At 56.9% G+C, this 26,649-nt stretch carries 30 protein-coding genes and 1 tRNA gene; 8 read left to right on the top strand and 23 right to left on the bottom strand.

Going from position 1 to position 26,649, the window contains the following annotated elements; translation table 11 throughout:
• The first annotated feature begins 269 nt into the window (after nucleotides 1–269).
• On the top strand, nucleotides 270–1,229 hold the full coding sequence (locus JZI28_RS16780; RefSeq protein ID WP_375698345.1) for an L-malyl-CoA/beta-methylmalyl-CoA lyase: 960 nt from the start codon (nucleotides 270–272) through the stop codon (nucleotides 1,227–1,229).
• A 98-nt stretch (nucleotides 1,230–1,327) separates the two neighbouring features.
• Nucleotides 1,328–1,933, top strand: coding sequence for a hypothetical protein (locus JZI28_RS16785; RefSeq protein ID WP_375698346.1), 606 nt, complete (start codon nucleotides 1,328–1,330; stop codon nucleotides 1,931–1,933).
• Here the strand turns inward: JZI28_RS16785 and JZI28_RS16790 are convergent.
• Nucleotides 1,930–2,382: an Lrp/AsnC family transcriptional regulator gene (locus JZI28_RS16790; protein ID WP_375698347.1), complete on the bottom strand. Its 453-nt coding sequence runs from the start codon at nucleotides 2,380–2,382 to the stop codon at nucleotides 1,930–1,932. The genes JZI28_RS16785 and JZI28_RS16790 overlap by 4 nt on opposite strands.
• 72 nt (nucleotides 2,383–2,454) lie before the next feature.
• Here JZI28_RS16790 and JZI28_RS16795 point away from each other — a divergent pair, with 72 nt between their 5' ends.
• Nucleotides 2,455–3,051 carry a LysE family translocator gene (locus JZI28_RS16795; RefSeq protein WP_375698348.1) on the top strand — a complete coding sequence of 199 codons (597 nt, stop codon included), beginning with the start codon at nucleotides 2,455–2,457 and terminating at the stop codon, nucleotides 3,049–3,051.
• 38 nt (nucleotides 3,052–3,089) lie between these two features.
• Here the strand turns inward: JZI28_RS16795 and JZI28_RS16800 are convergent, their stop codons facing one another.
• A complete protein-coding gene (locus JZI28_RS16800; RefSeq protein ID WP_375698349.1) occupies nucleotides 3,090–3,923 on the bottom strand; it encodes a GyrI-like domain-containing protein in 834 nt (277 codons plus the stop codon).
• A gap of 208 nt (nucleotides 3,924–4,131) precedes the next feature.
• Here JZI28_RS16800 and JZI28_RS16805 point away from each other — a divergent pair, with 208 nt between their 5' ends.
• On the top strand, nucleotides 4,132–5,094 hold the full coding sequence (locus JZI28_RS16805; RefSeq protein ID WP_375698350.1) for an acetyl-CoA carboxylase carboxyltransferase subunit alpha: 963 nt from the start codon (nucleotides 4,132–4,134) through the stop codon (nucleotides 5,092–5,094).
• Nucleotides 5,095–5,169: 75 nt separating this feature from the next.
• On the opposite strand, the gene JZI28_RS16810 is transcribed toward JZI28_RS16805, so the two are convergent.
• Both JZI28_RS16810 and JZI28_RS16815 read right to left on the bottom strand, forming a co-directional pair.
• The gene (locus JZI28_RS16810; RefSeq protein WP_375698351.1) at nucleotides 5,170–5,835 is read right to left on the bottom strand and encodes a GntR family transcriptional regulator; all 666 of its coding nucleotides are present in this window, start codon (nucleotides 5,833–5,835) and stop codon (nucleotides 5,170–5,172) included.
• 77 nt (nucleotides 5,836–5,912) lie between these two features.
• Nucleotides 5,913–6,596, bottom strand: a complete 684-nt coding sequence (locus tag JZI28_RS16815; protein WP_295452278.1) for a M48 family metallopeptidase — start codon at nucleotides 6,594–6,596, stop codon at nucleotides 5,913–5,915.
• A 100-nt stretch (nucleotides 6,597–6,696) separates the two neighbouring features.
• Here JZI28_RS16815 and JZI28_RS16820 point away from each other — a divergent pair, with 100 nt between their 5' ends.
• The 3 genes from JZI28_RS16820 to JZI28_RS16830 all read left to right on the top strand — a co-directional run bounded on the left by JZI28_RS16820 (nucleotide 6,697) and on the right by JZI28_RS16830 (nucleotide 8,033).
• Nucleotides 6,697–7,026, top strand: coding sequence for a TIGR02300 family protein (locus tag JZI28_RS16820; RefSeq protein ID WP_295452281.1), 330 nt, complete (start codon nucleotides 6,697–6,699; stop codon nucleotides 7,024–7,026).
• A gap of 224 nt (nucleotides 7,027–7,250) precedes the next feature.
• Nucleotides 7,251–7,326 (top strand) — tRNA-Ala (locus JZI28_RS16825).
• A gap of 167 nt (nucleotides 7,327–7,493) precedes the next feature.
• A complete protein-coding gene (locus JZI28_RS16830) occupies nucleotides 7,494–8,033 on the top strand; it encodes an AAA family ATPase (protein WP_375698352.1) in 540 nt (179 codons plus the stop codon).
• A 220-nt stretch (nucleotides 8,034–8,253) separates the two neighbouring features.
• Here JZI28_RS16830 and rplP read toward each other — a convergent pair whose 3' ends face one another.
• The 16 genes from rplP to rpsL all read right to left on the bottom strand — a co-directional run bounded on the left by rplP (nucleotide 8,254) and on the right by rpsL (nucleotide 19,398).
• Nucleotides 8,254–8,667, bottom strand: coding sequence for a 50S ribosomal protein L16 (gene rplP / locus JZI28_RS16835; RefSeq protein ID WP_353397759.1), 414 nt, complete (start codon nucleotides 8,665–8,667; stop codon nucleotides 8,254–8,256).
• Nucleotides 8,668–8,678: 11 nt separating this feature from the next.
• On the bottom strand, nucleotides 8,679–9,389 hold the full coding sequence (gene rpsC, locus JZI28_RS16840; RefSeq protein ID WP_009810821.1) for a 30S ribosomal protein S3: 711 nt from the start codon (nucleotides 9,387–9,389) through the stop codon (nucleotides 8,679–8,681).
• Nucleotides 9,389–9,769 (bottom strand): 50S ribosomal protein L22, encoded by a 381-nt coding sequence (gene rplV, locus JZI28_RS16845; protein WP_009810820.1) that lies wholly within the window; start codon nucleotides 9,767–9,769, stop codon nucleotides 9,389–9,391. The genes rpsC and rplV overlap by 1 nt, the downstream gene beginning before the upstream one ends.
• 3 nt (nucleotides 9,770–9,772) lie before the next feature.
• Nucleotides 9,773–10,051 (bottom strand): 30S ribosomal protein S19, encoded by a 279-nt coding sequence (gene rpsS / locus JZI28_RS16850; protein ID WP_122071995.1) that lies wholly within the window; start codon nucleotides 10,049–10,051, stop codon nucleotides 9,773–9,775.
• 3 nt (nucleotides 10,052–10,054) lie between these two features.
• Entirely contained in the window at nucleotides 10,055–10,897 is an 843-nt protein-coding gene (gene rplB / locus JZI28_RS16855; RefSeq protein WP_295452295.1) for a 50S ribosomal protein L2, read from the bottom strand.
• Nucleotides 10,898–11,193: 296 nt separating this feature from the next.
• Nucleotides 11,194–11,490, bottom strand: a complete 297-nt coding sequence (locus tag JZI28_RS16860; protein WP_375698353.1) for an STAS-like domain-containing protein — start codon at nucleotides 11,488–11,490, stop codon at nucleotides 11,194–11,196.
• Nucleotides 11,484–12,368, bottom strand: a complete 885-nt coding sequence (locus tag JZI28_RS16865; RefSeq protein WP_375698354.1) for an ATP-binding protein — start codon at nucleotides 12,366–12,368, stop codon at nucleotides 11,484–11,486. Before JZI28_RS16865 ends, JZI28_RS16860 begins: the two co-directional genes overlap by 7 nt.
• A 116-nt stretch (nucleotides 12,369–12,484) precedes the next feature.
• Nucleotides 12,485–12,781, bottom strand: a complete 297-nt coding sequence (locus JZI28_RS16870; RefSeq protein WP_295452300.1) for a 50S ribosomal protein L23 — start codon at nucleotides 12,779–12,781, stop codon at nucleotides 12,485–12,487.
• Nucleotides 12,778–13,395, bottom strand: a complete 618-nt coding sequence (rplD, locus tag JZI28_RS16875; RefSeq protein ID WP_027238994.1) for a 50S ribosomal protein L4 — start codon at nucleotides 13,393–13,395, stop codon at nucleotides 12,778–12,780. The genes JZI28_RS16870 and rplD overlap by 4 nt, the downstream gene beginning before the upstream one ends.
• On the bottom strand, nucleotides 13,392–14,102 hold the full coding sequence (rplC, locus tag JZI28_RS16880; RefSeq protein ID WP_295452305.1) for a 50S ribosomal protein L3: 711 nt from the start codon (nucleotides 14,100–14,102) through the stop codon (nucleotides 13,392–13,394). The genes rplD and rplC overlap by 4 nt, the downstream gene beginning before the upstream one ends.
• A gap of 18 nt (nucleotides 14,103–14,120) precedes the next feature.
• The gene (gene rpsJ / locus JZI28_RS16885) at nucleotides 14,121–14,435 is read right to left on the bottom strand and encodes a 30S ribosomal protein S10 (protein ID WP_008207555.1); all 315 of its coding nucleotides are present in this window, start codon (nucleotides 14,433–14,435) and stop codon (nucleotides 14,121–14,123) included.
• A 299-nt stretch (nucleotides 14,436–14,734) separates the two neighbouring features.
• Nucleotides 14,735–14,932 carry a DUF983 domain-containing protein gene (locus tag JZI28_RS16890; protein WP_375698355.1) on the bottom strand — a complete coding sequence of 66 codons (198 nt, stop codon included), beginning with the start codon at nucleotides 14,930–14,932 and terminating at the stop codon, nucleotides 14,735–14,737.
• 230 nt (nucleotides 14,933–15,162) lie between these two features.
• Nucleotides 15,163–16,338, bottom strand: a complete 1,176-nt coding sequence (gene tuf / locus JZI28_RS16895; RefSeq protein ID WP_349376251.1) for an elongation factor Tu — start codon at nucleotides 16,336–16,338, stop codon at nucleotides 15,163–15,165.
• Between the two features lie 63 nt (nucleotides 16,339–16,401).
• Nucleotides 16,402–18,519, bottom strand: a complete 2,118-nt coding sequence (gene fusA / locus JZI28_RS16900) for an elongation factor G (RefSeq protein ID WP_375698356.1) — start codon at nucleotides 18,517–18,519, stop codon at nucleotides 16,402–16,404.
• Nucleotides 18,520–18,540: 21 nt separating this feature from the next.
• A complete protein-coding gene (rpsG, locus tag JZI28_RS16905; RefSeq protein WP_009810699.1) occupies nucleotides 18,541–19,011 on the bottom strand; it encodes a 30S ribosomal protein S7 in 471 nt (156 codons plus the stop codon).
• 15 nt (nucleotides 19,012–19,026) lie between these two features.
• Nucleotides 19,027–19,398, bottom strand: a complete 372-nt coding sequence (gene rpsL, locus JZI28_RS16910) for a 30S ribosomal protein S12 (RefSeq protein WP_009810698.1) — start codon at nucleotides 19,396–19,398, stop codon at nucleotides 19,027–19,029.
• Nucleotides 19,399–19,762: 364 nt separating this feature from the next.
• On the opposite strand from rpsL, the gene JZI28_RS16915 reads away from it, so the two are divergent.
• Nucleotides 19,763–20,572, top strand: coding sequence for a putative rhamnosyl transferase (locus tag JZI28_RS16915; protein ID WP_375698357.1), 810 nt, complete (start codon nucleotides 19,763–19,765; stop codon nucleotides 20,570–20,572).
• Between the two features lie 9 nt (nucleotides 20,573–20,581).
• On the opposite strand, the gene JZI28_RS16920 is transcribed toward JZI28_RS16915, so the two are convergent.
• The 3 genes from JZI28_RS16920 to rpoC all read right to left on the bottom strand — a co-directional run bounded on the left by JZI28_RS16920 (nucleotide 20,582) and on the right by rpoC (nucleotide 26,620).
• The gene (locus JZI28_RS16920; protein ID WP_375698358.1) at nucleotides 20,582–21,448 is read right to left on the bottom strand and encodes a DMT family transporter; all 867 of its coding nucleotides are present in this window, start codon (nucleotides 21,446–21,448) and stop codon (nucleotides 20,582–20,584) included.
• A gap of 3 nt (nucleotides 21,449–21,451) precedes the next feature.
• Entirely contained in the window at nucleotides 21,452–22,255 is an 804-nt protein-coding gene (locus tag JZI28_RS16925; RefSeq protein WP_375698359.1) for a glycosyltransferase, read from the bottom strand.
• A 123-nt stretch (nucleotides 22,256–22,378) separates the two neighbouring features.
• Nucleotides 22,379–26,620 (bottom strand): DNA-directed RNA polymerase subunit beta', encoded by a 4,242-nt coding sequence (gene rpoC, locus JZI28_RS16930; protein WP_375698360.1) that lies wholly within the window; start codon nucleotides 26,618–26,620, stop codon nucleotides 22,379–22,381.
• Nucleotides 26,621–26,649: the final 29 nt, after the last annotated feature.

A 26,649-nucleotide genomic window follows, 5' to 3' on the forward strand; every position in this document is an offset into this window, starting at 1 on the left:
GACTCTAGTTGACTCGGCAAGCGATGCTGTCCCGTTTTTGCTTTTTCACGATCAGGATTTCGAAACATTCACCCCAAAAACTCAAAACCATCGAAGATTCTTCGTCAGGACGCCAACACACCGCCGATCCTTGCGCTGCAACGCCGCAAGTGACGCATATGCCGCGATAGCAATGCTGCAGATGCAAAGTTGCCCTTGCAAGCCTTCGCGCAATTTCTTACCACTTCCAGAGATAAAATCGTAATTTCCTTACTCAAAGGATTGCCGCTATGAGCTTTCGCCTCCAACCCACCGCCCCTGCCCGCCCCAACCGTTGCCAGTTGTTTGGCCCTGGCTCCAATACCAAACTCTTCGCCAAAATGGCCGCATCAGCTGCCGATGTGATCAACCTTGATCTCGAAGATTCCGTGGCGCCCTCAGACAAAGACATCGCCCGCGCCAATGTCATCGAGGCGCTCAACACCGTAGAGTGGGGCAACAAATACATGTCCGTGCGCATCAACGGGCTGGACACCCCCTATTGGTACCGGGACGTGGTGGATCTGCTGGAACAGGCCGGTGATCGCATTGACCAGATCATGATCCCCAAGGTCGGTTGCGCCGAAGACGTCTATGCGGTTGACGCGCTGGTCACCGCCATCGAGCGCGCCAAGGGCCGCAGCAAGCCAATTTCCTTTGAGGTCATCATCGAATCGGCTGCTGGCATCGCCCATGTGGAAGAAATCGCCGCGTCCTCTCCACGACTGCAGGCCATGTCCCTGGGCGCTGCCGATTTTGCCGCCTCCATGGGCATGCAGACCACCGGCATCGGCGGCACTCAGGAAAACTACTACATGCTGCGCGACGGCGAAAAGCATTGGTCCGATCCCTGGCACTGGGCCCAGACCGCCATTGTTGCCGCCTGCCGCACCCACGGTGTGCTGCCGGTCGATGGCCCCTTTGGCGACTTTTCCGATGACGAAGGCTATATCGCCCAGGCCAAACGCTCTGCCACCCTGGGCATGGTGGGCAAATGGGCCATCCACCCGAAACAAATCGGTCTGGCCAACGAGGTCTTCACCCCCTCAGAGGCGGCTGTGGCTGAAGCCAGCGAGATCCTCGCCGCTATGGAACAGGCCAAGGCCAACGGCGAAGGCGCCACCGTCTACAAGGGCCGCCTGGTCGATATCGCCTCGATCAAACAGGCTGAGGTCATCGTCGCCCAGTCCGAACTGATCGCCAGGGGTTAATCCTTTCGCAAGGGCTAACCCTATCGACGACGTCTGATATGTGACTAGAGTGAAAGGAGCGCCAATCCGGCGCTCCTTATTCCGTTTGGAGGCGCCCCTTGACCGCACTCACCCTGTTTCACACCGCCGATGTGCACGTAGCGACCTTTGACCGTCTGGCCCCAAAGACGGACCTGACCCATGTGGTGCGCCCGGACTGGCTGGAGCGTGCCCAGGGCGGCATGGATACAGACCTGAGACAGGAGATCACCCAGGCCATCAAGGCTGCACCGGGGGCAAGCCTGTGCACCTGCACCACCATCGGCGCGGTGGCCGAAGAGGCAGGCGCCACCCGCATCGACTGGCCAATGATGCAAAAGGCTGCCGAAATCGGCGGCCCGGTGATGCTGGCCTACTGCCTGGAAACCACGCTCGCGCCCTCCACCGCGCTATTGGAGCGTGCGTTCCTGGACCAGGGCATAAGCCCCGAAATCCGCAGCCTACCGCTGACAGGCCTGTGGCATCACTTCGCGGACGGAGAAAGCGACAGGTTTCATAGGCAAATCGCCGAGTGGATCACAACATCGCTGACCCTGGTGTCCGATACCAAATGCGTGGTGCTCGCGCAGGCCTCCATGGCGGGGGCGGCGCAATACATCGACAGTGACGTGCCGGTGCTGGCATCGCCTGAGATCGCAGCACGCGCCCTACTGGCGAACGCCTAAGCGCGCATGTCCTTGGGCGAGCCCATGACAACATAGGTGGTGATCGCAGTGACATAGGGCGAGGTGCCCAGAATATCCGTATGAAACCGTTTGTAGCTGGATAGATCAGCGCATTCGACCCGCAACAGATATTCGATGATGCCGGTGATATTGTGGCATTCCACCACCTCGGGTGCTTCATCCATGGCCCGTTCAAAGGCCTGTTGCGCCTCTTTGGTGTGCTCCCCCAAACCGACACCGATATAGGTGACAAACCCCACCCCCATGGCGTCGCGATCCAGCACCGCGCGGTAGCCGGTGATCACCCCTGCCTGCTCCAGATCCTGCACCCGGCGCAGACAGGCAGAGGGAGACAGCCCAACCCGATCGGCCAGCTCCAGATTGCTGATCCGACCATCGCGTGACAGCTCCTGCAATATCTGCTGGTTTATTCGATCATTCTTAGCCATTCATTGCAAAAATAGACACAGAGCGCACAAAAACGCAATTTCATTCCGGGCAAAACGCGTCACTTTCACCAAATGACATATGACCTCTTCCTCGCCCTCGCGCTTTTTGCCTTTGTTTCCTCAATCACTCCTGGCCCCAACAATCTGATGTTGATGGCCTCGGGCGCCAATTTTGGCTTTCGCCGCACCATTCCGCATATGCTGGGGGTGGCGCTTGGCTTTGTCTTTATGGTGGTGCTGGTTGGCGCAGGCTTGGTGCAGGTCTTTGATGCCTTCCCGATCAGCTACACGGTGCTGAAAGTGGCCTCGGTGCTCTACCTGCTCTACCTCGCCTGGAAAATCGCCAATGCCGGCCCGGCAGAGGCTTCGGGGAGCGGAGGCACGCCGATGACATTCCTGCAGGCGGCGGCCTTTCAATGGGTCAACCCAAAGGCCTGGGCCATGGCCCTTACCGCGATCAGCGTCTACACCCCGGATCAAACGCTCTGGGCGATCTTTCTGGTCGGGGCAGTGTTTGGCGCCATCAACCTGCCCTCGGTTGGCTCCTGGACCATTCTGGGACAGCAAATGGCGCGTTTTCTCACCAATCCGCAGCGCCTGACCCAGTTCAACTGGCTAATGGCCGTGCTTTTGGTGGCCTCGCTCTATCCGGTGATCTGGCCGCAGTGACGGCGGCCAGACCCTGTCGCCCAAACAGGTAACGGATCTTACTTCAAAGGCAGGCAGATTTCGGTCAACAACTCCTCCGGTGCCACCTCGCGGGGATTGTTAAGATAAAACTCATAACAAGGCGCCTCTGCCGGCTCTTCGCCCGACCCAGGCAGCCAATTGCCAAACAGACTGTGATAGGCCGCCGAAATACCGGCATAGGGGCCTTTATAGGTCAACACCGCCACCTTGCCCCCTGCCAGATGCCGCTCTTCCATGCCCTCCGGGGTCTCGGCTCCAAAAAACTCGCTCCCCGCATAGCTGCGCAGATCTGCGGCGGGAACGCTGTCTGGATCATCGTAATAAATTGCCGCCATGGCCCCCAGATGCGGCCAGAGATTGCGGGTTTCACAAAGCGCACCAAAAGCTTCGAACTTTTTGCCAATCAGGTGGTAGTCGCCGCTATGAGCCAGGCCGATCAGACGGCGGGCGGGTTCTTGGCGCAGGGTAACAGGATACATGGGATAGACTCCGGTTTTGAAATCAGGGCGCGAGGGCACATGGCACCCCGCTTTGCGAAAGGCCGCAGGGCTTGCGCCATAGGCCTCGGTGAACGCCCGATTGAAGGAGCCCTGATTGGCATAGCCAACTGACCGCGAGATCCGCGCAACAGCATCTTCCGTCATCACCAATGCGCTGGCGGCACGATGCAGACGAATGCGACGCACCGCTTGGGCGCAGGTCTCGCCGGTCACCGCATGAAATACACGGTGCCAGTGAAAGCGCGACATCGCCGCGACATCCGCCAACTGATCCAGCGACAGGTCCCCGGCAGGGTTATCGTGAATGTAGTCGAGGACACGCAGGATGCGCTTTTCATAGGGGGCAGACATTGCTGTTGGGCTCCTTCTCTCTGGCCTGTTCAGATCTGCCACGAAGCGGATTCACAAATCTTGCTGATCAGTGCCACTGCCATTGCTGCTTTGATTTTCCATACCGGAAACCAGACTATTGGGAATTTGGTTGACCCGAGGCAAGCCACAGAGTTGCATCTGGGCGCACAGAAGGCCATATACGGCAAAACCGCGTGAGCGAGGCGATATGACTCAGTACCTGGAATTTGAAAAACCGCTGGCCGAAATCGAAGGCAAAGCAGAAGAACTCCGCGCCCTGGCACGGGCCAACGAAGAGATGGACATCGCCGACGAGGCCGCGGCGCTGGACGCCAAGGCCGAGCAGCTGCTGAAAGATCTCTACAAGGAGCTCACCCCCTGGCGCAAATGTCAGGTGGCACGGCACCCGGAGCGGCCCCATTGCCGCGACTACATCGACGCGCTGTTCACCGAATACACCCCGCTGGCAGGGGATCGCAATTTTGCCGATGACCTCGCAGTGATGGGCGGGCTGGCACGGTTCAACGACCAGCCGGTGATGGTGATCGGCCATGAAAAGGGCTCCAACACCAAGGCCCGCATCCTGCATAACTTTGGCATGGCCCGCCCCGAAGGCTATCGCAAAGCAGTGCGCCTGATGGAAATGGCCGGGCGGTTTGGCCTGCCGGTGGTAACACTGGTCGACACCACGGGCGCCTACCCCGGCAAAGGCGCCGAGGAACGCGGCCAATCCGAAGCCATTGCCCGCTCTACCGAGATGAGCCTGAAGATCGGCGTGCCGGTCGTTTCCGTCATCATCGGCGAAGGCGGTTCTGGTGGCGCGGTTGCCTTTGCCACCGCCAACCGCGTGGCGATGCTGGAACATGCGGTCTATTCGGTGATCTCCCCTGAAGGCTGTGCCTCGATCCTGTGGAAAGACGCCGAAAAGATGCGCGAGGCCGCCGAGGCCCTGCGTCTGACGGCACAAAACCTGCGCGAGCTGGCGGTGATCGACCGGATCATCCCCGAACCGCTGGGCGGCGCCCATCGCGACGCCAAGGCGGCCATGGCATCCGTGGCCACCGCCATTCAGGACATGCTGGATGAGCTGAAAGACAAAGACGGCGCCGAGCTGATCAAGGACCGCCGTCAAAAGTTCCTCGACATCGGCTCCAAGGGCCTCGCCGCCTAAACGGTTTCAAAGACCCCAGTGACAACAAACAAAACCCCGGCTGTTGCAGCTGGGGTTTTGCTTTTCAGGGGGGGCTTAAACCACCAGCAACCGCAAACCCTGTGTCACGTCAGACCGCACCGCCAGACGCAGGCCCGGTTCATCCCCCGCCTTGAGCGCGGCGATGATCAGACGGTGGTTTTGCGGCGGGTCGGTACGCCGTAGACGCCCATAAAGCGCCCGCATGGTCGGGCCAAGCTGCAGCCAGACGGTTTCAGCCATGGCCAGCATCGCCGGGGCCTGGGCCCGCAGATAGAGCGTGCGGTGAAATTCCAGGTTGCTGCGGATATAGCCAACCGCATCGCGCTTGGAGACCATCTCGGCGATGGTGACATTGATGCTTTGCAGCCGGTCAATCAGCGCCATATGCGCCCGTGGCAAGGCGCGGCTGGACAGTTCCACCTCCAACAAGGCGCGCAGGGCGGCCAGTTCTTCGATCCGTTCGTTGCTCAGCTCGGGCGTTGTGACCCGCCCGGAAGAAGACAGCGACAAGGCGCCCTCGGCCACCAGGCGGCGCAGGGATTCGCGCGCAGGGGTCATCGACACGCCGTATTCACGACCAATGCCGCGCAGGGTCAGGGCCTCGCCAGGGGCGATATCGCCATACATGATCCGCGCCCGCAGCGCCCGGTAAACCCGGTCATGTGCCGAAGCCGTGGTATCTGACGTAGATGAAGCGGTGGGTTTGGCAGAAATGGACATGGCCTATGCTGTGATCACAAATCAGCCCCTGGTCAACCTCCGAATACGCCGTGCTATCGAAATTGGCGCCTCTGACGCTACCCAAACCGATAGCGGTGTAATCCAGCCCCCTCGCTCCGCAGCCACTGACGCGGCGCGGCGCTATCACCATAGAGCTGCGCCACCACAGCCCAGAAATCCGCAGAGTGGTTCATCTCGACCAGATGCGCCACCTCATGCGCCGCCACGTAGGACAACACCTCTGACGGGGCCAGGATCAGGCGCCAGGAATACATCAATGTCCCGGCAGAAGAGCAAGACCCCCAACGCGAACGGGTGTCCCGCAGGCTCAGCTTACCGTAGGACCGCCCCACCTGGGCGGCATAGTGGTCCGACGCCGCCGCCAACCGGTCCCGTGCCAGTTCCTTGAGGTAGCGTTCAATCGACCTGGCCGGGTTATCGCCGCCGACCACAACCGCCTCCGGCTCCAGCCGCACACCGCGTTTGCCACCGGCGACAACCTGCCGCTGCTGCCCCTCAACGGGAAGCAGGGTGCCAAAACCCACCTCAACCACCTCTGGGTGGCGCGCCAGGTGGGCGCGGATCCAGTCTTCTTTTTCGGCGGCAAAGTCCAGAGCCTCGCGGGCTGGCACACGGCTGGGCAGTGTCAGGGTCACCCGGCTATCCAGGGCAGAAATCCGCAGACTGATGCGCTTGGCCCGCGCTGAGCGGCGCAGGACAAGAGGAACCGGCGGGTTTCCTGGCAGGTGATATGCGCTCATGGCGGCGCCCCTTCACGGCAAAGGCTTTGACAGTGCTCACCTCATATGGCAAGGCAACTGAATCGTCGATACGACTCACCAGTAAATCAAGGGGACCCACATGCCCAACGAAGAATGGGGCGTAAAGCGCGTCTGCCCAACCACCGGCAAACGGTTTTATGACCTGAATAAAAACCCGATCGTCAGCCCCTACACGGGCGAAGTTGTCGAGCTGAGCACTGGCAAAAGCCGGATGATCGAAGCTGACGCCGCAGATGCTGCCAGCGCCAAGGCAAAAGAAAACGACGCGGATGATACAGACGTTCTGGAAGATGACGAGGATGTCGATCTGGATCTGGGCGATGATGTTCTGGACGATGATGACGATGACTCCGATACCGTGCCTCTCGAAGAGATCGCGGACGTCGCCTCAGAAGACGACGATTCCTAAGATCACCTGATGTGATTTTGCTCTCCCAAGCAGCCAGTAGGCTGCCTGGGGATCCAAGTGAGCAAATGCAGGCAGCCTTGCAAAACACCTGCAGGGGCGCCCGGCAAAAAAACTCTCGACGATGGTGCATTTTCCACTTGCGGCCTGCTGCATCGTCCCTTAAATCACCCTCACACCGCAAGACGGAGCGGCCAAATGGCCAGGATGTTCTAACGGTGTGATTTGGGGCCTTAGCTCAGCTGGGAGAGCGCCTGCATGGCATGCAGGAGGTCAGGAGTTCGATCCTCCTAGGCTCCACCAAATCACTCTTACAAGCATAAGACAAGTCTCGCCGCCGCTTCAGAGCCTTTGCCTCTGCCGTACAGACGGGTGCTGTTTTTCCTGCAAAATTCATGCTGCTTCGATCCGCGCCTTTCGGCGTGTTGATCCTGTCGCAGCCTTTCCCCTGTCAAACCCGAGGATAGCCCGTGAGCGACCAGCTCTTTGTCGTGACGGGCGGGCCAGGTGCGGGCAAAACCAGCCTGATCACCGAGCTCGCCCGCCGCGGCTTTCACACAGTTCCCGAATCCGGCCGCGCGATCATTCGCGATGAGGTCCAGAGCGGCGGAGATGCCCTTCCCTGGGCCGATCGCCAGGCCTTTGCCCAGAAGATACTAGAGCGCGATCTGGATGCCTATTCCACCGCACAGGCGCTCACAGGCCCGGTGATCTTTGACCGTGGCCTTCCCGACACCCTCGGCTACCTGACCCTCTGCGGCCTCACCGTGCCGCCTCACGTCACCGCAACAGCCAAGGCAACCCGGTACAACCGTCGCGTCTTCCTGGCGCCGTTCTGGGATGCCATTTTCCAACAAGATGCCGAGCGCAAGCAGTCCCGCGCCGAAGCTGAAGCAACCTGCACAGTCATGCGAGAGACCTACACCGCGCTCGGATACAAAATTACGGAGCTGCCGCGTATCGCCATAAAGCCGCGCGCTGACGTGCTAGCGAGGCAGGTGGCCTGCTGACGGGCCACAAGCGCCACCGCAAAGCCCAAGCGCGCCGGAGAAAGTGGCTTGCCCTTTGAGAACGGCTCTTTACCGGTGCCGCCACCATTGTTTTGGAGTGCGTCCCCCGCAAGCCGTCATCGGGTCAAAACCACCCTGGGAGGCTGAGACCGCAAGCCTGAAACAGAAAAACCCCCGCCGATTTCTCGGCGGGGGTTTCTATTTTTTCCGATGACCGGGCTTACCAGTCTTCGCGAACCACGACGCGGGTTTTCACCGGAAGCTTCATCGCGGCCAGGCGCAGGGCCTCACGGGCGATTTCTTCGTTGACGCCGTCGATTTCGAACATCACACGGCCAGGTTTGACCTTGCATGCCCAATAATCCACGGAACCTTTACCCTTACCCATACGAACTTCGACGGGCTTGGAGGTCACTGGGGTATCTGGGAAGATACGGATCCAGACACGACCCTGACGTTTCATGTGACGGGTCATTGCACGACGGGCAGCTTCGATCTGACGCGCGGTGACGCGCTCAGGTGTGGTTGCCTTGAGGCCGAAAGTGCCAAAGTTCAGATCGGAGCCGCCTTTGGCGTCGCCTTTGATCCGGCCTTTGTGCATTTTACGGAATTTGGTACGCTTTGGTTGAAGCATCTATTCTCTCCTTAGCGACGACCGCCACCAGCACCACGAGGTGCAGGGCCGTCCTGGAGTTCCTGTGCTTTACGGTCACGTGCCTGAGGATCGTGTTCCATGATCTCGCCTTTGAAGATCCAGGTTTTGATCCCGATGATACCGTAAGGTGTCATGGCTTCGTTGTGAGCGTAATCGATGTCGGCGCGCAGAGTGTGCAGAGGCACACGACCTTCGCGGTACCATTCGGTACGGGCGATTTCAGCGCCACCCAGACGGCCAGCAACGTTCACCCGGATACCCAGGGCGCCCATACGCATGGCAGACTGTACGGCACGCTTCATCGCGCGACGGAAGGATACACGACGTTCCAGCTGCTGAGCAATGGACTCACCAACCAGCTGCGCGTCCAGCTCGGGCTTGCGCACTTCAACGATGTTGAGGTGCAGTTCCGAGTCTGTCATCGAGGCCAGCTTCTTGCGAAGCACTTCGATGTCAGCGCCTTTTTTGCCGATGATCACGCCAGGACGTGCGGTGTGGATTGTCACACGGCATTTCTTGTGAGGGCGTTCAATGATCACGCGAGCGATGCCAGCCTGCTTGCACTCATCCTTGATGAAATCGCGCAGCTTGATGTCTTCCAGCAGCAGATCACCAAAATCTTTGGTGTCGGCGTACCAGCGGCTGTCCCAGGTGCGGTTGATCTGCAGGCGCATGCCAACCGGATTGACTTTATGTCCCATTAGGCTTGCTCCTCAACTTGACGCACCTTGATGGTGATCTCAGCGAACGGTTTCAAGATCTTGCCGAAACGACCACGCGCCCGTGGACGACCACGCTTGAGGGTCATGTTCTTACCAACCCAGGCTTCGGCAACGATCAGCTCGTCAACGTCCAGGTTGTGGTTGTTTTCAGCATTGGCAATCGCGGACTGAAGGCATTTCTTCACGTCCTGCGCCACGCGCTTGTTCGAGAAAGTCAGGTCGGTCAGAGCCTTGTCGACTTTCTTGCCGCGGATCATTTGCGCAACCAAGTTCAGCTTTTGCGGGGAGGTACGCAGCATGCGAGTTTTCGCCATTGCTTCGTTGTCTGCCACGCGGCGGGGATTTTGTACCTTACCCATGACTTATTTCCGCTTCGCTTTTTTGTCAGCGGCGTGACCATAATAGGTGCGGGTTGGCGAATACTCACCAAACTTCTGACCAATCATGTCTTCCGAGACGTTTACGGGAATGTGCTTGTGGCCGTTGTAAACACCAAATGTCAGACCCACGAACTGGGGCAGAATGGTGGAACGACGAGACCAGATTTTGATGACATCATTACGGCCCGACTCGCGCGCAGCTTCGGCTTTTTTAAGCACGTAGCTGTCGACAAAAGGACCTTTCCATACAGAGCGAGACATAAATTAACGTCCCTTCTTCTTGGCGTGACGCGAGCGGATAATCAGCTTTTGCGACGCTTTGTTTTTGTTACGGGTGCGCTTACCTTTGGTCGGCTTACCCCATGGGGTTACCGGGTGACGACCACCAGAGGTACGACCTTCACCACCACCGTGTGGGTGATCGATCGGGTTCATGACAACACCACGTACCGAAGGGCGGATGCCCTTGTGACGCATGCGGCCCGCTTTACCAAAGTTCTGGTTGGAGTTGTCGGGGTTCGACACGGCACCAACTGTGGCCAGGCATTCCTGACGCACCAGACGCAGCTCGCCCGAGGACAGGCGGATCTGAGCGTAGCCACCGTCACGACCAACGAACTGAGCGTAGGTACCGGCTGCACGGGCGATCTGGCCGCCTTTGCCGGGCTTCATTTCGATGTTGTGAATGATGGTACCAATCGGCATGCCAGAGAAAGGCATTGTGTTGCCGGGCTTGATGTCTGCCTTTGCCGAAGCAATGACCTTGTCACCAACGCCAAGACGCTGAGGCGCCAGGATATAGGCCTGCTCACCATCTTCGTATTTGATCAGAGCGATAAACGCGGTCCGGTTCGGGTCATACTCGATCCGTTCAACGGTTGCCGCAATATCGAATTTGTTACGTTTGAAATCGACGATACGATAGAGGCGTTTTGCCCCGCCACCTTTGCGGCGCATCGTAATCCGTCCGGTGTTGTTCCGGCCGCCCTTTTTGGTCAAACCCTCAGTGAGAGATTTAACCGGACGCCCTTTCCAAAGCTCCGAACGGTCGATCAGAACCAGCCCACGCTGGCCCGGCGTCGTCGGCTTATACGACTTAAGTGCCATGCTTTCTGTCTTCCGTTTAGCTACGATGGGTTTCCCCATCGCTGCAGATCCTTAGGTTTTTGTCTTTGGACCCGCTATGTGTAAGCCCCCCGTCCGCCTGCTCCTGTGGAACAATGACTACTAAGGTGGCCAGTCTTTAGGGCCCCGAAGGTCCCCAGCTCAAAGTATCCCACAAAGAATACGGCCCCAGAACGAATCTGAGGCCAGTAGGATTGGGCGGATGTAGCAGGGTTAGGGGGAGGTGGCAATGGATAGTTATAGTCAATTTCACACCCCCACCACACTGAGCAGGCGTGCTAAGCTGCACACTTCTCCGAGCTTGATACGAAAGCAACTCGAGCCTTCACCAGTCCCGCTATCTGCTTGTTTACGTTCTTCAACGAAACGTTCGACTTAAACGCAGCAACGCCTCGCTGTTCAATAACTTCCACAAAGGCGGTATTGACGAAGGATGATGTAACATTGAACACACCAGAAAAGTCAAAACAAACACATTTTTGCCGATCTAACGCGTCCAAAATCAAGTCCCGCAACACAGCCCCATGAGCGTTTGTATCACAATCGACAACGACATTTTTGACAACAATCACCACTGGACATCCTCCAACTCGCCCTCCGTCCTTTCGATGGAACCTGTGTTAAATTCCAAAACAATCAAGGTTCCAGGACAGAAACCAACGTCATTATATGGCACATAAATTAATGAATCACCATCCTTTTCGAAGGAAACGGCGCCATCTGCCGAACAAACCTCAAGCCTACCGCCTAGGTTTTCAACGACGTTTTGAAGCAGAAAATGCAAGCCAGCGCCTTGATTTCGCGGTGTGCTTTGTGATGTGAAACCTTCCTCGAACGCCACAAGGATAGCCCCGATATCATCAGGACACTCCCAAACGCGCCTTACAGTGAAAGGGATGCCTGCACCAAAATCTGCAACTGCAACGATTACACGATTCTCTTTAGGATACCATTGAGCAAAAATGCTCCCAACATCATGCTCCGTGTGGTCATCAATGTTATTGAACAATTCGGAAATGCAGGTTGCCAACTCACCTAGGTCATGCTCCGCAATACCTGAACACTGTGAAAGCCAAGGTACGAATGAATTTCTAACCCACCCATGACTATCAGTATGCCGAACCTCTACCAAGGGCCTCGTTGTGGCACGAGGAGAGCTCCAAACATTCAACTTCTCCCCTAGATGCTGCTCGAAGAACAATGAATCATCCAAAAACCTGATCGGTTCCGAAGCTTTATTCATGTTTGTAAACGAAACTGTGCATCCATTTCTATGCAGGAAAAGTGCAAGGTTGCTTAAAAAAACCACACCACAAGGCCGAACGAATCTCAGAGCCCCAAAATCGAATTCGACCTCGTCAGGCATCTTTTTGAAGGCCCCAAAACTTTTTGTCACTTGTGCAAACAATGACTTGGCCGCGAATTGCGCAGGCAAAATGACTTTAACTGCCATATCCAACCACCTCAAATATCCTTAAAAGCGTTTTCACATACCTTGTGGTTGAACGAAAGGCAAAAGGCCCCCGCTTTCGCGAGGGCCTCTCTTTTCAGTTCAAAAGAACCTAAATCTCAGAGTCCGGTGGACACGTCGATTGTGTTGCCCTCTTCGAGCGTCACATAGGCTTTTTTCACGTCTTTGCGACGGCCAATCTGGCCGCGGAACCGCTTTTGCTTACCCTTGGTGATGGTGGTGTTGACCGCCTTCACTTTCACACCAAAGAGGGTCTCAACCGCTTCTTTGATCTGGGGTTTGTTGCTGTCGATCGCAACTTCAAAAACAACCGCACCGTTTTCGGATGCCATGGTGGTTTTCTCGGTGATGATCGGCTTGCGGATCACGTCGTAGTGTTCTGCTTTAGCGTTCATTTCAAACGAGCCTCCAGTGCTTCGAGACCAGCCTTGGTGATAACCAGGGTGTCACGCTTCAGGATGTCGTAAACGTTCGCACCCATTGTCGGCAGGATATCCAGACCTTCAATGTTGCGCGAGGCTTTCAGGAAGCCTGCGTTTACTTCGGCACCGTCGATAACCAGCGCGCGTTTCCAGCCCAGGTTTGCAACCTGTTTGGCCAGAGCACCGGTTTTGCCTTCAGCAGCAGCGTCAGAGATCACCACCAGTTCACCAGCTTTCGCCTTGGCGGAGAGTGCGTGACGCAGACCCAGCTTACGGAACTTTTTGGTCAGCTCGTGGCCGTGCGAACGCACAACGGGGCCTTTGTAGATACCACCACCGCGGAAGATCGGAGCAGAACGTGCGCCGTGACGTGCGCCGCCGGTGCCTTTCTGACGATAGATCTTCTTGGTCGAGTATTTGACTTCCGAACGGGTCTTTACCTTGTGGGTACCGGCCTGTGCGTTGTTACGCTGCCAGCGGACCACACGGTGCAGAATGTCCGCACGTGGCTCCAGACCAAAGAGGTCAGCGTTCAGCTCGATGTCGCCAGCTTTGCTGCCGTCGAGATTCATCACATCAAGTTTCATGCTTCACCACCTTCCGCAGGGGCTTCGCTCGCAGCGGCTTTGATACCAGCTGGGAAGGGAAGACCTTCAGGAGCTTTCTTCTTCACGGCATCCTTGACGGTGACCCAGCCAGACTTTGGACCAGGTACGGCGCCTTTGATGAAGACCAGACCACGGTCAGCGTCAGTTTTGACGACTTCCAGGTTCTGTGTGGTTACGCGGGCGGCGCCCATGTGACCAGCCATCTTCTTGCCTTTGAAAACCTTACCGGGATCCTGACACTGGCCGGTGGAACCGTGCGAACGGTGCGAAATCGAAACACCGTGCGTCGCGCGCAGACCACCAAAGTTCCAGCGCTTCATCGCACCGGCAAAACCTTTACCGATGGATGTACCGGTCACGTCAACTTTTTGACCTGCCAGGAAGTGCTCGGCCGAGATTTCGGCGCCGACTTCGATGAGAGCATCAGCAGGCACGCGGAATTCCACGAGCTTACGCTTGGGCTCTACCTTGGAGGCCGCAAAGTGACCGCGCATCGCCTTGGAGACGCGCTTGACCTTAGCGGAACCCGCACCGAGCTGAACAGCTGTGTAGCCGTCTTTGTCATCGGTACGCTGAGACACAACCTGCAGCCCGTCCAGGTGAAGAACGGTCACAGGGATCTGCTGACCATCTTCCATGAACAAACGAGTCATGCCGACTTTTTTTGCAATAATACCAGAGCGCATTATTTATACCCTCCGTTCTTAAGATTGCAGTTTGATCTCGACGTCCACACCAGCGGCCAGGTCGAGCTTCATCAGCGCGTCCACGGTCTGGGGGGTCGGATCAACGATGTCGAGCATACGCTTGTGCGTACGGATCTCGAACTGGTCACGAGATTTCTTGTCAACGTGGGGACCACGCAGAACGGTAAATTTCTCGATCTTGTTTGGCAGTGGGATCGGGCCGCGAACAGTCGCGCCGGTCCGCTTGGCAGTGTTGACGATCTCTTGTGTGCTGGCGTCCAGTACACGATAGTCAAATGCCTTGAGCCGAATACGGATATTTTGGCTTTGCATTAGTCAGCCTTTATCTAGGCGTGGGGGTTGAGAGGAGGGGCAGCGACCACCGCTTACCCTCATCGAACCCAAAAGGCGGGAATCACCCCGCCTTGTTGTTCCACCAGGGAACTAGCGCCCTATACGCCTGAATGGCCCATGGGGCAAGACGTTTCGCGCGCGAAACAGTTGCCTAAGGGGCGGACGGTGGGTTTGGGGTTTGTTACGGGCCAAACCGGACAGGGACGACCAGCTTCAAAAGCGACCAACGCGAATGAATTTTGAAGGTCCCTCGTCTTCAGCCCTGTTAGGCTCGGAGCCTACCATTGTCCTGTGATCGCAGCAAAAACTAAGACCACCCCGAAAACAATCGCAACCACAATGAGCGCTGGCCCCCTGTCTTCTTCATGTACATAGACAGGCCCGCCACACTTTGGACAGGGCTTCTTATTCATGTTCTTCAAAGTTCGATTAGTTGTCCAACCACAGCTAGAACATTGCCCTTTGAAACCACTCATGTTTTGTCACCGCTTACCAAAATTGTTTTACAATATTTACTGCCATCATCTCCAAATCTTCATTGAGTTGTGATGATATGCAAAATTCAATCAATACCAATCCCAACATTCATAGAACCTTCGCTCAACAAAAAAGGGCACCCCTGGGGGCGCCCTTTTGTAGAATTCACCTGTGTGGATTTCGGTGATTTCCCCGGTGGGGAAAATCACCTGTCACCACTGTTTCAAAATCACTCAGTGATTTTGGAAACGACGCCAGCACCAACGGTGCGGCCGCCTTCGCGGATGGCGAAGCGCAGACCGGCTTCCATCGCGATGGGGGCGATCAGTTCAACGTCGAACTTCAGGTTGTCGCCTGGCATAACCATTTCGGTGCCTTCGGGCAGGGTCACGGTGCCGGTGACGTCAGTTGTACGGAAGTAGAACTGAGGACGGTAGTTGGCGAAGAACGGCGTGTGACGACCACCTTCATCCTTGGTCAGGATATAGGCTTCGGCTTCGAATTTGGTGTGTGGGTTCACCGACTTAGGTGCACACAGAACCTGGCCACGCTCAACAGCTTCACGGTCGATACCGCGCAGCAGGGCGCCGATGTTGTCGCCGGCTTCACCGCGATCCAGCAGCTTGCGGAACATTTCAACACCAGTACAGGTGGTGGTCTGAGTGTCTTTGATGCCAACGATTTCGATGCTGTCGCCAACATTGATCACGCCACGCTCAACACGGCCGGTCACAACGGTACCACGACCAGAGATCGAGAACACGTCTTCAACAGGCATCAGGAAGGGCTGGTCAACGGCACGTGCAGGAGTAGGGATATACTCGTCAACGGCTTTCATCAGCTCTTTGATTTTCTCTTCGCCGATTTCAGGGCTGGTGCCTTCCATCGCCGCCAGAGCGGAACCTGCGATGATAGGAATATCGTCGCCTGGGTACTCATACGAGGACAGCAGCTCACGGATTTCCATTTCAACCAGCTCGAGCAGCTCTTCATCGTCGACCTGGTCAACTTTGTTCATGAAGACAACCATGTAAGGGATGCCAACCTGGCGACCCAGCAGGATGTGCTCACGGGTCTGAGGCATAGGGCCGTCAGCCGCGTTCACAACCAGGATGGCGCCATCCATCTGCGCCGCACCGGTGATCATGTTTTTCACATAGTCAGCGTGGCCGGGGCAGTCGACGTGCGCGTAGTGGCGGGTCTCGGTTTCATACTCAACGTGCGCCGTCGAGATGGTGATGCCGCGGGCTTTTTCTTCTGGTGCGCCGTCGATCTGGTCGTAGGCTTTGAAGTCACCAAAGTATTTGGTGATCGCTGCGGTCAGAGTGGTTTTACCGTGGTCAACGTGGCCGATGGTGCCGATGTTGACGTGCGGCTTATTACGTTCAAACTTTTCCTTAGCCATGATGGCCTCCTTTGTTATTGAGGAAGGCTCGCAATAATTGCGACCCTTCCAATGTCTTGTCGCTTACGCGAATTTTGCCTGGATTTCGTCCGAGATGTTCTGCGGTACGGGATCGTAATGCGAGAACTGCATGGTGAACTGGGCGCGGCCCGAGCTCATCGAACGCAGGGTGTTGATGTAGCCGAACATGTTCGCCAGTGGCACGTTTGCTTCGATTGCAATCGCGTTGCCACGGGGTTCCTGGCCGGACACCTGACCACGACGGGAGGTCAGATCACCAATGATACCACCAGTATATTCTTCTGGCGTGATCACTTCCACCTTCATGATAGGCTCAAGCAGCTTGGCGCCAGCAAGACGCATGCCTTCACGCATACACATCCGAGCGGCGATTTCAAAGGCCAGAACCGAGGAGTCCACATCGTGGAACTTACCGTCGATCAGAGCAACTTTGAAGTCGATCACAGGGAAGCCTGCAAGCGGGCCAGAATCCATCACCGAATTGATGCCTTTTTCGACACCTGGGATGTATTCTTTTGGAACCGCGCCGCCAACGATGCGGGATTCGAAGGAATAGCCTTCGCCTGCTTCGGTGGGGGAGATGATCATCTTCACTTCGCCGAACTGACCCGAACCACCCGACTGTTTCTTGTGGGTGTAGGTATGTTCAACTTCGTGACCGATGGTCTCACGGTAGGCAACCTGTGGCGCACCAATGTTGGCTTCAACCTTGAATTCCCGCTTGAGACGGTCAACCAGGATGTCCAGGTGCAGTTCGCCCATGCCCTTCATGATGGTCTGACCGGACTCGATGTCGGTCTCCACACGGAAGGATGGATCTTCAGCAGCCAGACGACCCAGACCTTGAGACATTTTCTCTTGGTCGGCTTTGGTCTTGGGCTCAACCGCGATCTCGATAACCGGATCGGGGAAGGTCATGGTTTCCAGAACCACCGGATCGTTGACGGCGCAGAGCGTGTCACCTGTGGTGGTGTCTTTCAGACCTGCCAGCGCGATAATGTCGCCCGCGAATGCTTCCGTGATTTCCTCACGGTCATTCGAGTGCATCATCATCATCCGGCCAACCCGCTCTTTACGACCTTTGGTCGAGTTCAGCAGGGTGTCGCCTTTGTTCAGAACACCGGAATAGATCCGGGTGAAGGTCAGCGAGCCAACAAAGGGGTCGTTCATGATTTTGAACGCCAGGCCAGAGAAGGCCATGTCATCATCCGCGCGGCGGGGGATGTCACGGGTTTCTGTTTCGTCACCTGGTTTGAAGCCCATGTAATCAACAACGTCCAGCGGGCTGGGCAGATAGTCGATCACAGCATTCAGCAGCGGCTGAACACCTTTGTTTTTGAAGGCAGACCCACCCAGAACAGGCACAAATGCCAGCGCCAGAGTACCCTTGCGCAGCAGTTTACGCAGAGTTGGAACGTCGGGCTCTTCGCCTTCCAGGTAGGCTTCCATGGCGTCGTCGTCTTGCTCGACGGCGTTCTCGATCATTTTCGCACGCCATTCGTCGGCCAGCTCTTTCAAGCTGTCGCGGATGGGGGCTTTGATCCAGGAGGCACCAAGGTCTTCACCCTGCCACAGCCATTCTTCCATGGTGACCAGGTCAACCAGGCCTTCCAGCTCGGTTTCTGCACCAATCGGGAAAGCAACCGGAACAGCAATTGCACCGGTACGGTCTTCGATCATGTGAACGCAGTTGAAGAAGTCCGCGCCGATTTTGTCCATCTTGTTGACAAAAACCATACGTGGAACCTTGTAGCGGTCAGCCTGACGCCACACGGTTTCGGTCTGGGGTTCAACACCGGCGTTGGCGTCCAGAACACAGACAGCACCATCGAGAACCGCCAGCGAACGCTCAACTTCAATGGTGAAGTCAACGTGGCCGGGGGTGTCGATGATGTTCAGACGGTGCTTGGCGCTGTCCGCATTTTCGCCGTCTTCGGTGCGTTCCCAGAAGGTGGTGGTCGCAGCCGAAGTAATGGTGATACCGCGTTCCTGCTCCTGCTCCATCCAGTCCATGGTGGCTGCACCGTCGTGCACCTCACCAATGTTGTGGGACTTGCCTGTGTAATACAGGATGCGCTCGGAACAGGTGGTTTTACCTGCATCGATATGCGCCATGATGCCGAAGTTACGGTAATGGTTGAGTGTATACTCGCGTGCCATTGGTCTAATGTCCTTTGGAAATTACCAACGATAGTGGCTGAACGCTTTGTTCGCTTCGGCCATCTTGTGGGTGTCTTCGCGCTTTTTAACAGCAGTACCACGCGATTGAACAGCATCCATCAGCTCGCCTGCGAGGCGCTCTTCCATGGTGTTCTCATTGCGCTTGCGTGCTGCAGTGATCAACCAGCGAATGGCCAATGCTTCGCGACGCTCAGGGCGAACTTCGACGGGAACCTGGTAAGTTGCACCACCCACACGGCGGGAGCGAACTTCGACCGAAGGTTTGATGTTATCAAGAGCTTCGTGGAAAACTTCCACAGGAGCGCGCTTGATCTTGCCTTCGACGCGGTCAAATGCGTTGTAGACAATTTTCTCTGCAACCGACTTTTTACCGTCGATCATCAGGTTGTTCATGAACTTGGTCAGAACGCGGTCACCAAACTTGGCGTCTGGCAGTACTTCGCGTTTTTCAGCGGCGTGACGACGTGACATATCAGCCTCTCCTTCTTACTTAGGACGCTTCGCGCCGTACTTCGAACGACGTTGTTTACGGTCTTTGACGCCCTGGGTATCCAGAACACCGCGCAGGATGTGGTAACGGACACCGGGAAGGTCTTTTACACGACCGCCACGGATCAGAACCACAGAGTGCTCCTGAAGGTTGTGGCTTTCCCCTGGGATGTAGGAGATCACTTCAAAACCGTTGGTCAGGCGAACCTTTGCAACTTTCCGCATCGCGGAGTTCGGTTTCTTAGGTGTGGTGGTGTAAACACGTGTGCATACGCCGCGTTTCTGCGGGCACTGCTCCAGGTGCATCGACTTGGAGCGTTTGATTTTTGGCTGGCGCGGCTTGCGGATCAGCTGTTGGATCGTTGGCATTCCGGTTCTTTCCCCGTTTCGCAACTTTGGTCATGCATGCCCGAATGAGCATACGGCTAGGTCTTCCTGCGCTTGAGCGTCCGCAAGCGCAAAAACCGCAATCGCTTCCATTCCGAGGTAAGCGACGCGGTGGTTTTTCAGAGGGTCCGGGTGATAAAAGTTCCCGGACCTTGGTCCACAACAATATAGATTTCGGCTATAGGGGCGACCCCCGAGTTGCCGGATAAGCGCGCGTATATGGGGAGTCGCGGGGCTTGTCAACTCCACCGCAGCCCCTGCTGCAGGAAGAGCCGCTTGCGCCACGGCCTTTGCCATGCATAGTTGTGCTGACTGCCGAAAAATTCAGCCTTTCAGGACATCGCACATGCAGGTTATTGGTCTTTGCCGTTTTTCCTACCCTGCCATCGGCGGTTTTCAGGTGGAACACGACTCTATCGAAGAACGCATTGCCTTTCTCTACGCCGAAGCGCGTCTGGAAGAGCGGTTTCAGCTGATGGAGGCCATCGCCCTGCCCTGCCTGCGGGCACAGACCGATCAGGATTTTGAGCTGATCATCGTGATTGGCGACAGCCTGCCTGCCCACCACGTCGCGCGGCTGCGCGATCTTTGCGCTGATATACCCCAGATCACCATCCATGCCGAGCCCCCGCGCAGGCAGCGCCAGGTGATGAAAGAGATCCTGAATGCAGCGCGGCGCGACCCGCAGGCGCCATGCCTGCAGTTTCGCCATGATGACGATGATGCCATCTCGGTGGATTTTATCGAACGCCTGCGCCAGACCCTGCAGGACTGTCCTGGACTGGTTGCAAAAAGCAAAACCCTGGCCGTTGATTTTAATCGCGGCTATGTCGCCGAACTGGGGGCCGCCGGGATTTCGGCAACGGAAATTCACCGGCCCTATTATGTCGCCTCCTTGGGGATGTATGTGCAGGGGAACTGTCCGCTGACCATCATGAATTTTGCCCACGAAAAGATGCTGCGATTCATGCCCACGGTCACCATCAGCGATGCGCCGATGTTTGTGCGCAGCCACAATGGCTTTAATGACTCGCGGCAAAAGAAGGTGAAGCCGGTTCCGGTCACCCCGATAGATGACGCACTTGCAGCAGATTTTGAGGCCCGGTTTGCCCTGCGCCAGGATGATGTCCGCCGGATCTTTGCAGCCAAGAGCTAGCTGCCGGCTCTAGTCACGGGCCTGCTGCCGTTCCCGGTACAGGGTGAACAGGCCAGCTGCCACCACTAGGGTGGCGCCCATCAGGGTCAACTGGTCCGGCCAGTCGCCAAACACCAGCCAGCCCAGGATCAGCGCCCACAACAACCCGGTGTAGCGAAACGGCGACACCACCGCCACATCGCCAACCCGCATCGCCATCACCGAGCCAAGATAGCCCAACAAAATGATACAGGCCGCGCCGGCCAACAGACCCACCTGCCCCGTGGAAACAGGCACCCAGTCCTGAAAGAAACTATAGCCGATGCCAAATCCCAGAACTGAAAAGGAAGCCAAAACCGTCACCGTCATCGAGGGTACATTTGCAGACATCCGCCGCGTTGACAGATCCCGCAGGGTGACACAGGCCACCGCCCCCAGCGCATAGACCGAGGCCGGTTCAAAGCCGCTCGGTCCCGGCCGCACAATCATCAACATACCGCAAAAGCCAACCAGGATCGCCACCATGCGGCGCCAGCCCACTGGCTCTTGGAACAACAGGGCTGCGCCCAGGGTGACGGTCAGGGGCAACATCTGCAAAACTGCAGTGATATTGGCAATTGGCATCCGCATCAGCGCTGTCAGGAACAGGAAGGTGGCGCCACCTTCGGCCAGACAGCGCAGGCCCACCAGCCCCCAGTCCCGGCGGCTCAGCCTAAAACGCAGGCTGCCCTGGTAACGGGCAAAGGCATAGATCAACAGCGAGGCCATGGCGCCGCGCAGAACCAGGATCTGCGACAGCGGCAGCGCCTCCCCCACCGCCTTGACCAATGTGTCGTTAAAGGTAAAGGCCGCCATGGCCCCCATCATGAACAGCGCGCCTTTGTGATTGGGTGTCATGGTTCAAAGCCCCTTTAAGGCCGCGAGGCTCTGGCCAAAATGGGCCTGCAGACTGGCGTCGATTTCGTCGGGGTCCATCCGGCCGGTAATGCCGGTTTGCGCCGGTTCGGATTTGTTATCCCCATGGATCGTACGGATATAGGCAGGCACCTGCATATCCGAATAGAGATTATAGTGCCGCGCCAGTTTGCGGTGGTTGAACCTATAGGGATTGGCACCGCTCTCCACCGGGGTCACCAGCGCGGTGCCCGCTGACAGGGGCGCTTGCTCAATGGCATCAAACACCTGCGGGCCATCTGGGGTGGCTTGCAAATAAAACCCGCGATTATGGGCGATCACAAAAGAGGTCTCGGCTGGTTGCAGCGGCAACAGCCCAGCGGCCAACCGACGGGTGCGGCGGACAAAATCCAGGTCCACCGCGTCATCATCATCCAGGCGAAACAGAATGCGGTGGCTGGCGCCCTGTGACGGCACCGAGTCATAGCCCTGTTTCAACAACCGGTAGTGGTTGCGCGTCCCCACAGGGCGCAGATGAATATTGTCATAAGGCGCCAATAGATCAGCCAACCGATTGAGGTAGAGCTCTGGCATTGCCTTGGCGGTCAGCACCACCAGATCAAAATTCGGATCACTCTGCCGCACCAGCGATGGCAGGCAAAGGTTCTCAAAAACGCTGAAACGCAGCTCCATTCGGTCGGGGTTGAACAGATGCCGGGCGGTCTGTTTCAGGTTGGCAAACCGTTCAGAGTAATAGGTCGGCGTCAGCACTGAAAAACGCACCAGTCCCACCATGTTCATGCTCTGCATCATCGCGCCCCCTGCCCCTGCCGTGTCTAAATAGCCCATGGGGCTGGCGAGCACAAAAAGAAACCCCCGCACCAAAGTGCGGGGGTTTCAATCTCATCCGTCAGTGCCGTAGGGCGCCTGAGCTCAATCGCGGCTTTCCGGTGTCTCCACCAGATTGTCGAAGGTATCGCTTGCCAGGTCGCTTTCCGCCACAGGCGCTGCCAGTGCGGCGGCGGCTTCGGCTTCTTCGCGACGGGCCTCAAGAACCACATTGTCGCGACCCTGAGCGATCGTGCGAACGCGCTGGGTTGCCCCACCTGTCCCGGCTGGGATCAAGCGGCCAACGATGACGTTCTCTTTCAGGCCAACCAGTTTATCCTTCTTACCCTGAACCGAAGCTTCGGTCAGAACCCGGGTGGTCTCCTGGAAGGAGGCCGCCGAGATGAAGGAACGTGTCTGCAACGATGCCTTGGTGATCCCAAGCAAGATCGGCGCGCCCTTGGCAGGACGTTTGTTGCGCGACAGCGCTTTTTCATTGGCTGCGATGAACTCTGCCTTATCCACATGTTCGCCTTTGAGCAGCGTGGTTTCACCCGAGTCCGAGATCTCCCATTTCTGCAGCATCTGGCGCACGATGACTTCGATGTGCTTATCGTTGATCTTCACACCCTGCAGGCGATACACGTCCTGCACTTCGTCGATCATGTAGTTCGCCAGGGCTTCGACACCCATGATGCCAAGGATGTCATGCGGTGCCGGGTTACCGTCCATGATGTAGTCACCCTTCTGGACAAAGTCACCTTCCTGAACAGGAATGTGCTTACCCTTGGGCACCATGTATTCGACGGCATCCAGCGACTCATCCGCAGGATCAATGGCGATGCGGCGCTTGTTCTTGTAGTCGCGGCCAAAGCGCACGTAACCATCCAGTTCGGCGATGATGGCGTGATCCTTGGGACGACGGGCTTCGAACAGTTCCGCAACCCGTGGCAGACCACCGGTAATGTCCTTGGTCTTGGCGCCTTCACGCGGGATACGCGCAACAACGTCACCAGCCTGAACCGGTTCGCCATCCTCAACCGAGAGAACCGCATCCACAGACATCGGGTAGGTCACAGGGTTGCCATTGTCGAGCCGCATGGGCTCGCCATCGCTGTCCACCAGAATGATCTCAGGCTTGAGTTCGCTGCCTTTGGGGGCGGCGCGCCAGTCGATCACGATCTTCTGGGTCATACCTGTTGCTTCATCGGTTTCATCGCGCACAGCGATACCCGAAACCAGATCGACATATTTTGTCGTACCGGATTTTTCGGCGATGATTGGCAGAGTATAGGGATCCCATTCGAACAGTTTGTCACCACGGGCAATCTGCTGACCGGCCTTGACGAAGAGTTTGGAACCGTAGCTCAGCTTGTGGCTGGCGCGTTCTTCACCGTGTTCGTCCTGGATGATCATCTTCATGTTACGACCAACAATCAGAACGTCTCCATCGGAGTTCTTCAGAGTGTTTTCGTTTTCATAAACGATCTTACCGTCGTGGCTGGCTTCCTGGAAGGACTGCTGACCACCCTGAGCAACGCCGCCAATGTGGAAGGTCCGCATTGTCAGCTGTGTACCGGGTTCACCAATCGACTGCGCGGCGATAATGCCGACAGCTTCACCGGTGTTGACCATGGTACCACGTGCAAGGTCACGACCATAGCACATGGCGCAGACGCCTTCTTCGGCCTCACAGGTCAGAGGCGAACGAATGCGCATGGTCTGAACACCGGCTTCTTCGATGGTGTCGGCCAGACGTTCGTCGATCAGTTGACCGGACGCCGCAAGGATCTCTTCGGTGCCGGGACGTTTGACGTCTTCGGCGGTGACACGACCCAGGATGCGCTCACCAAGGCTGGCAACCACTTCACCGTCATTGACCGCAGCCGAAGCTGTGATCGAGTTTTCGGTGCCACAGTCCCGATCGCGCACGATGCAATCCTGTGCCACGTCAACCAGACGACGGGTCAGATAACCCGAGTTCGCAGTTTTCAGAGCCGTATCCGACAGACCTTTACGGGCACCGTGGGTGGAGTTGAAGTACTCCAGAACCGACAGGCCTTCTTTAAAGTTCGAGATGATCGGTGTCTCGATGATGTCGCCGTTTGGCTTGGCCATCAGGCCCCGCATACCGCCCAGCTGTTTCATCTGCGTAACCGAACCACGGGCACCGGAGTGCGCCATCATATAGACCGAGTTTGGTTCCGCCTCAGAGCCGTCGTCATGGCGCTTGGAGGTCGAAATCGTGGTCATCATGGCGTCCGTGACGCGGTCGTTACATTTGGACCAGGCATCGACAACTTTGTTGTACTTTTCACCCTGAGTGATCAGGCCGTCCATGTACTGTTGTTCAAAGTCTTTCACCAGACTGCGGGTCTCGTTGACGATGGGCCATTTGGTTTCAGGAACAACCATATCGTCCTTGCCGAACGAAATACCTGCCTTAAAGGCCTCGCGGAAACCCATGGTCATGATCTGGTCACAGAAGATAACCGACTCTTTCTGACCACAATACCGGTAGACCGTATCGATGACCTGCTGAACCTCTTTCTTCCGCAGAAGCCGGTTCACCAGCTCAAACGGCGCCTTGGCGTTCTTGGGCAGCAATGCGCCCAGCAAAACGCGACCCGGCGTGGTTTCAAAGCGCTGAAGCACTTCGTTGCCTTCGTCGTCAATCTGGGTGATCCGCGCAGTGACGCGGGAGTGCAGGTGAACTTCACCAGCGTCCAGCGCGTGCTGCACTTCTTCGATGGTGCCAAAGACCTTGCCTTCACCGATCATGCCTTCGCGGTCCAGGGTCACATAGTAGAGACCCAAGATCATATCCTGCGACGGAACGATGATTGGCGCGCCGTTTGCAGGCGACAGAACGTTGTTGGTCGACATCATCAGAACGCGTGCTTCCAGCTGGGCCTCAAGGCTCAGCGGCACGTGAACCGCCATCTGGTCACCGTCAAAGTCAGCGTTGAAAGCCGAGCAAACCAGCGGGTGCAGCTGGATGGCCTTGCCTTCGATCAGCGTGGGTTCAAACGCCTGGATACCAAGACGGTGCAGCGTTGGCGCCCGGTTCAGCATGACAGGATGTTCGCGGATGACTTCGTCCAAGATATCCCACACTTCGGGACGCTCTTTTTCCACCAGCTTCTTCGCCTGCTTCACGGTTGAGGACAGACCTTTGGCCTCAAGACGCGAATAGATGAAGGGTTTGAACAGCTCCAGCGCCATCTTTTTGGGCAAGCCACACTGATGCAGCTTCAGCTCGGGGCCGGTCACAATGACCGAACGACCGGAAAAGTCGACGCGCTTACCCAAAAGGTTCTGACGGAAGCGACCCTGTTTGCCTTTCAGCATGTCGCTGAGCGATTTCAGCGGACGCTTGTTGGCACCGGTGATGACCCGGCCACGACGACCGTTGTCAAACAGCGCATCCACAGATTCCTGCAACATCCGCTTTTCGTTACGAACGATGATGTCAGGGGCGCGCAGCTCGATTAGACGCTTCAGACGGTTGTTCCGGTTGATTACCCGACGATACAGATCGTTGAGGTCAGAGGTCGCAAAACGGCCCCCGTCCAGCGGCACCAGCGGGCGCAGCTCTGGCGGGATAACCGGGATCACGGTCATGATCATCCATTCTGGACGGTTGCCGGATTCCAGGAAGGATTCCACAACTTTCAGACGTTTGATGATCTTCTTGGGCTTCAGCTCACCGGTGGCCTCGGCCAGCTCGGCGCGCAGGTGCTCTGCCTCGGAATCCAGATCAATGGCCGCCAGCATTTCGCGGATTGCTTCGGCGCCGATATTGGCGGTGAAAGCATCCATGCCATAGGCATCCTGGGCGTCCATGTACTCTTCTTCGGTCATCATCTGGCCATAGGTCAGATCGGTCAGACCGGGTTCGATAACAACGTAGTTTTCAAAGTACAGAACCCGCTCCAGATCGCGCAGGGTCATGTCCAGCATCAGGCCGATCCGGGAAGGAAGCGACTTGAGGAACCAGATATGCGCAACTGGGGCTGCCAGTTCGATATGGCCCATGCGCTCGCGGCGCACTTTCTGCAGGGTAACTTCAACACCACATTTCTCGCAGACAACGCCGCGATACTTCATGCGCTTATATTTACCACAGAGGCATTCGTAGTCTTTGATCGGGCCAAAGATACGGGCACAGAACAGCCCGTCACGCTCGGGCTTGAAGGTCCGGTAGTTGATGGTTTCTGGCTTTTTGATTTCGCCATAAGACCAAGACAGGATCCGTTCCGGCGACGCCAGGGAGACTTTGATTTCATCAAAGACCTTGGTGGGCGTCAGCGGGTTGAACGGGTTGTTGGTGATTTCCTGGTTCATTTGTGTTTCCTCAAATTTGTGCGGAAGGG

This window comes from Pseudophaeobacter sp. TrK17 (assembly GCF_042192375.1).
Lineage (GTDB): Bacteria > Pseudomonadota > Alphaproteobacteria > Rhodobacterales > Rhodobacteraceae > Pseudophaeobacter.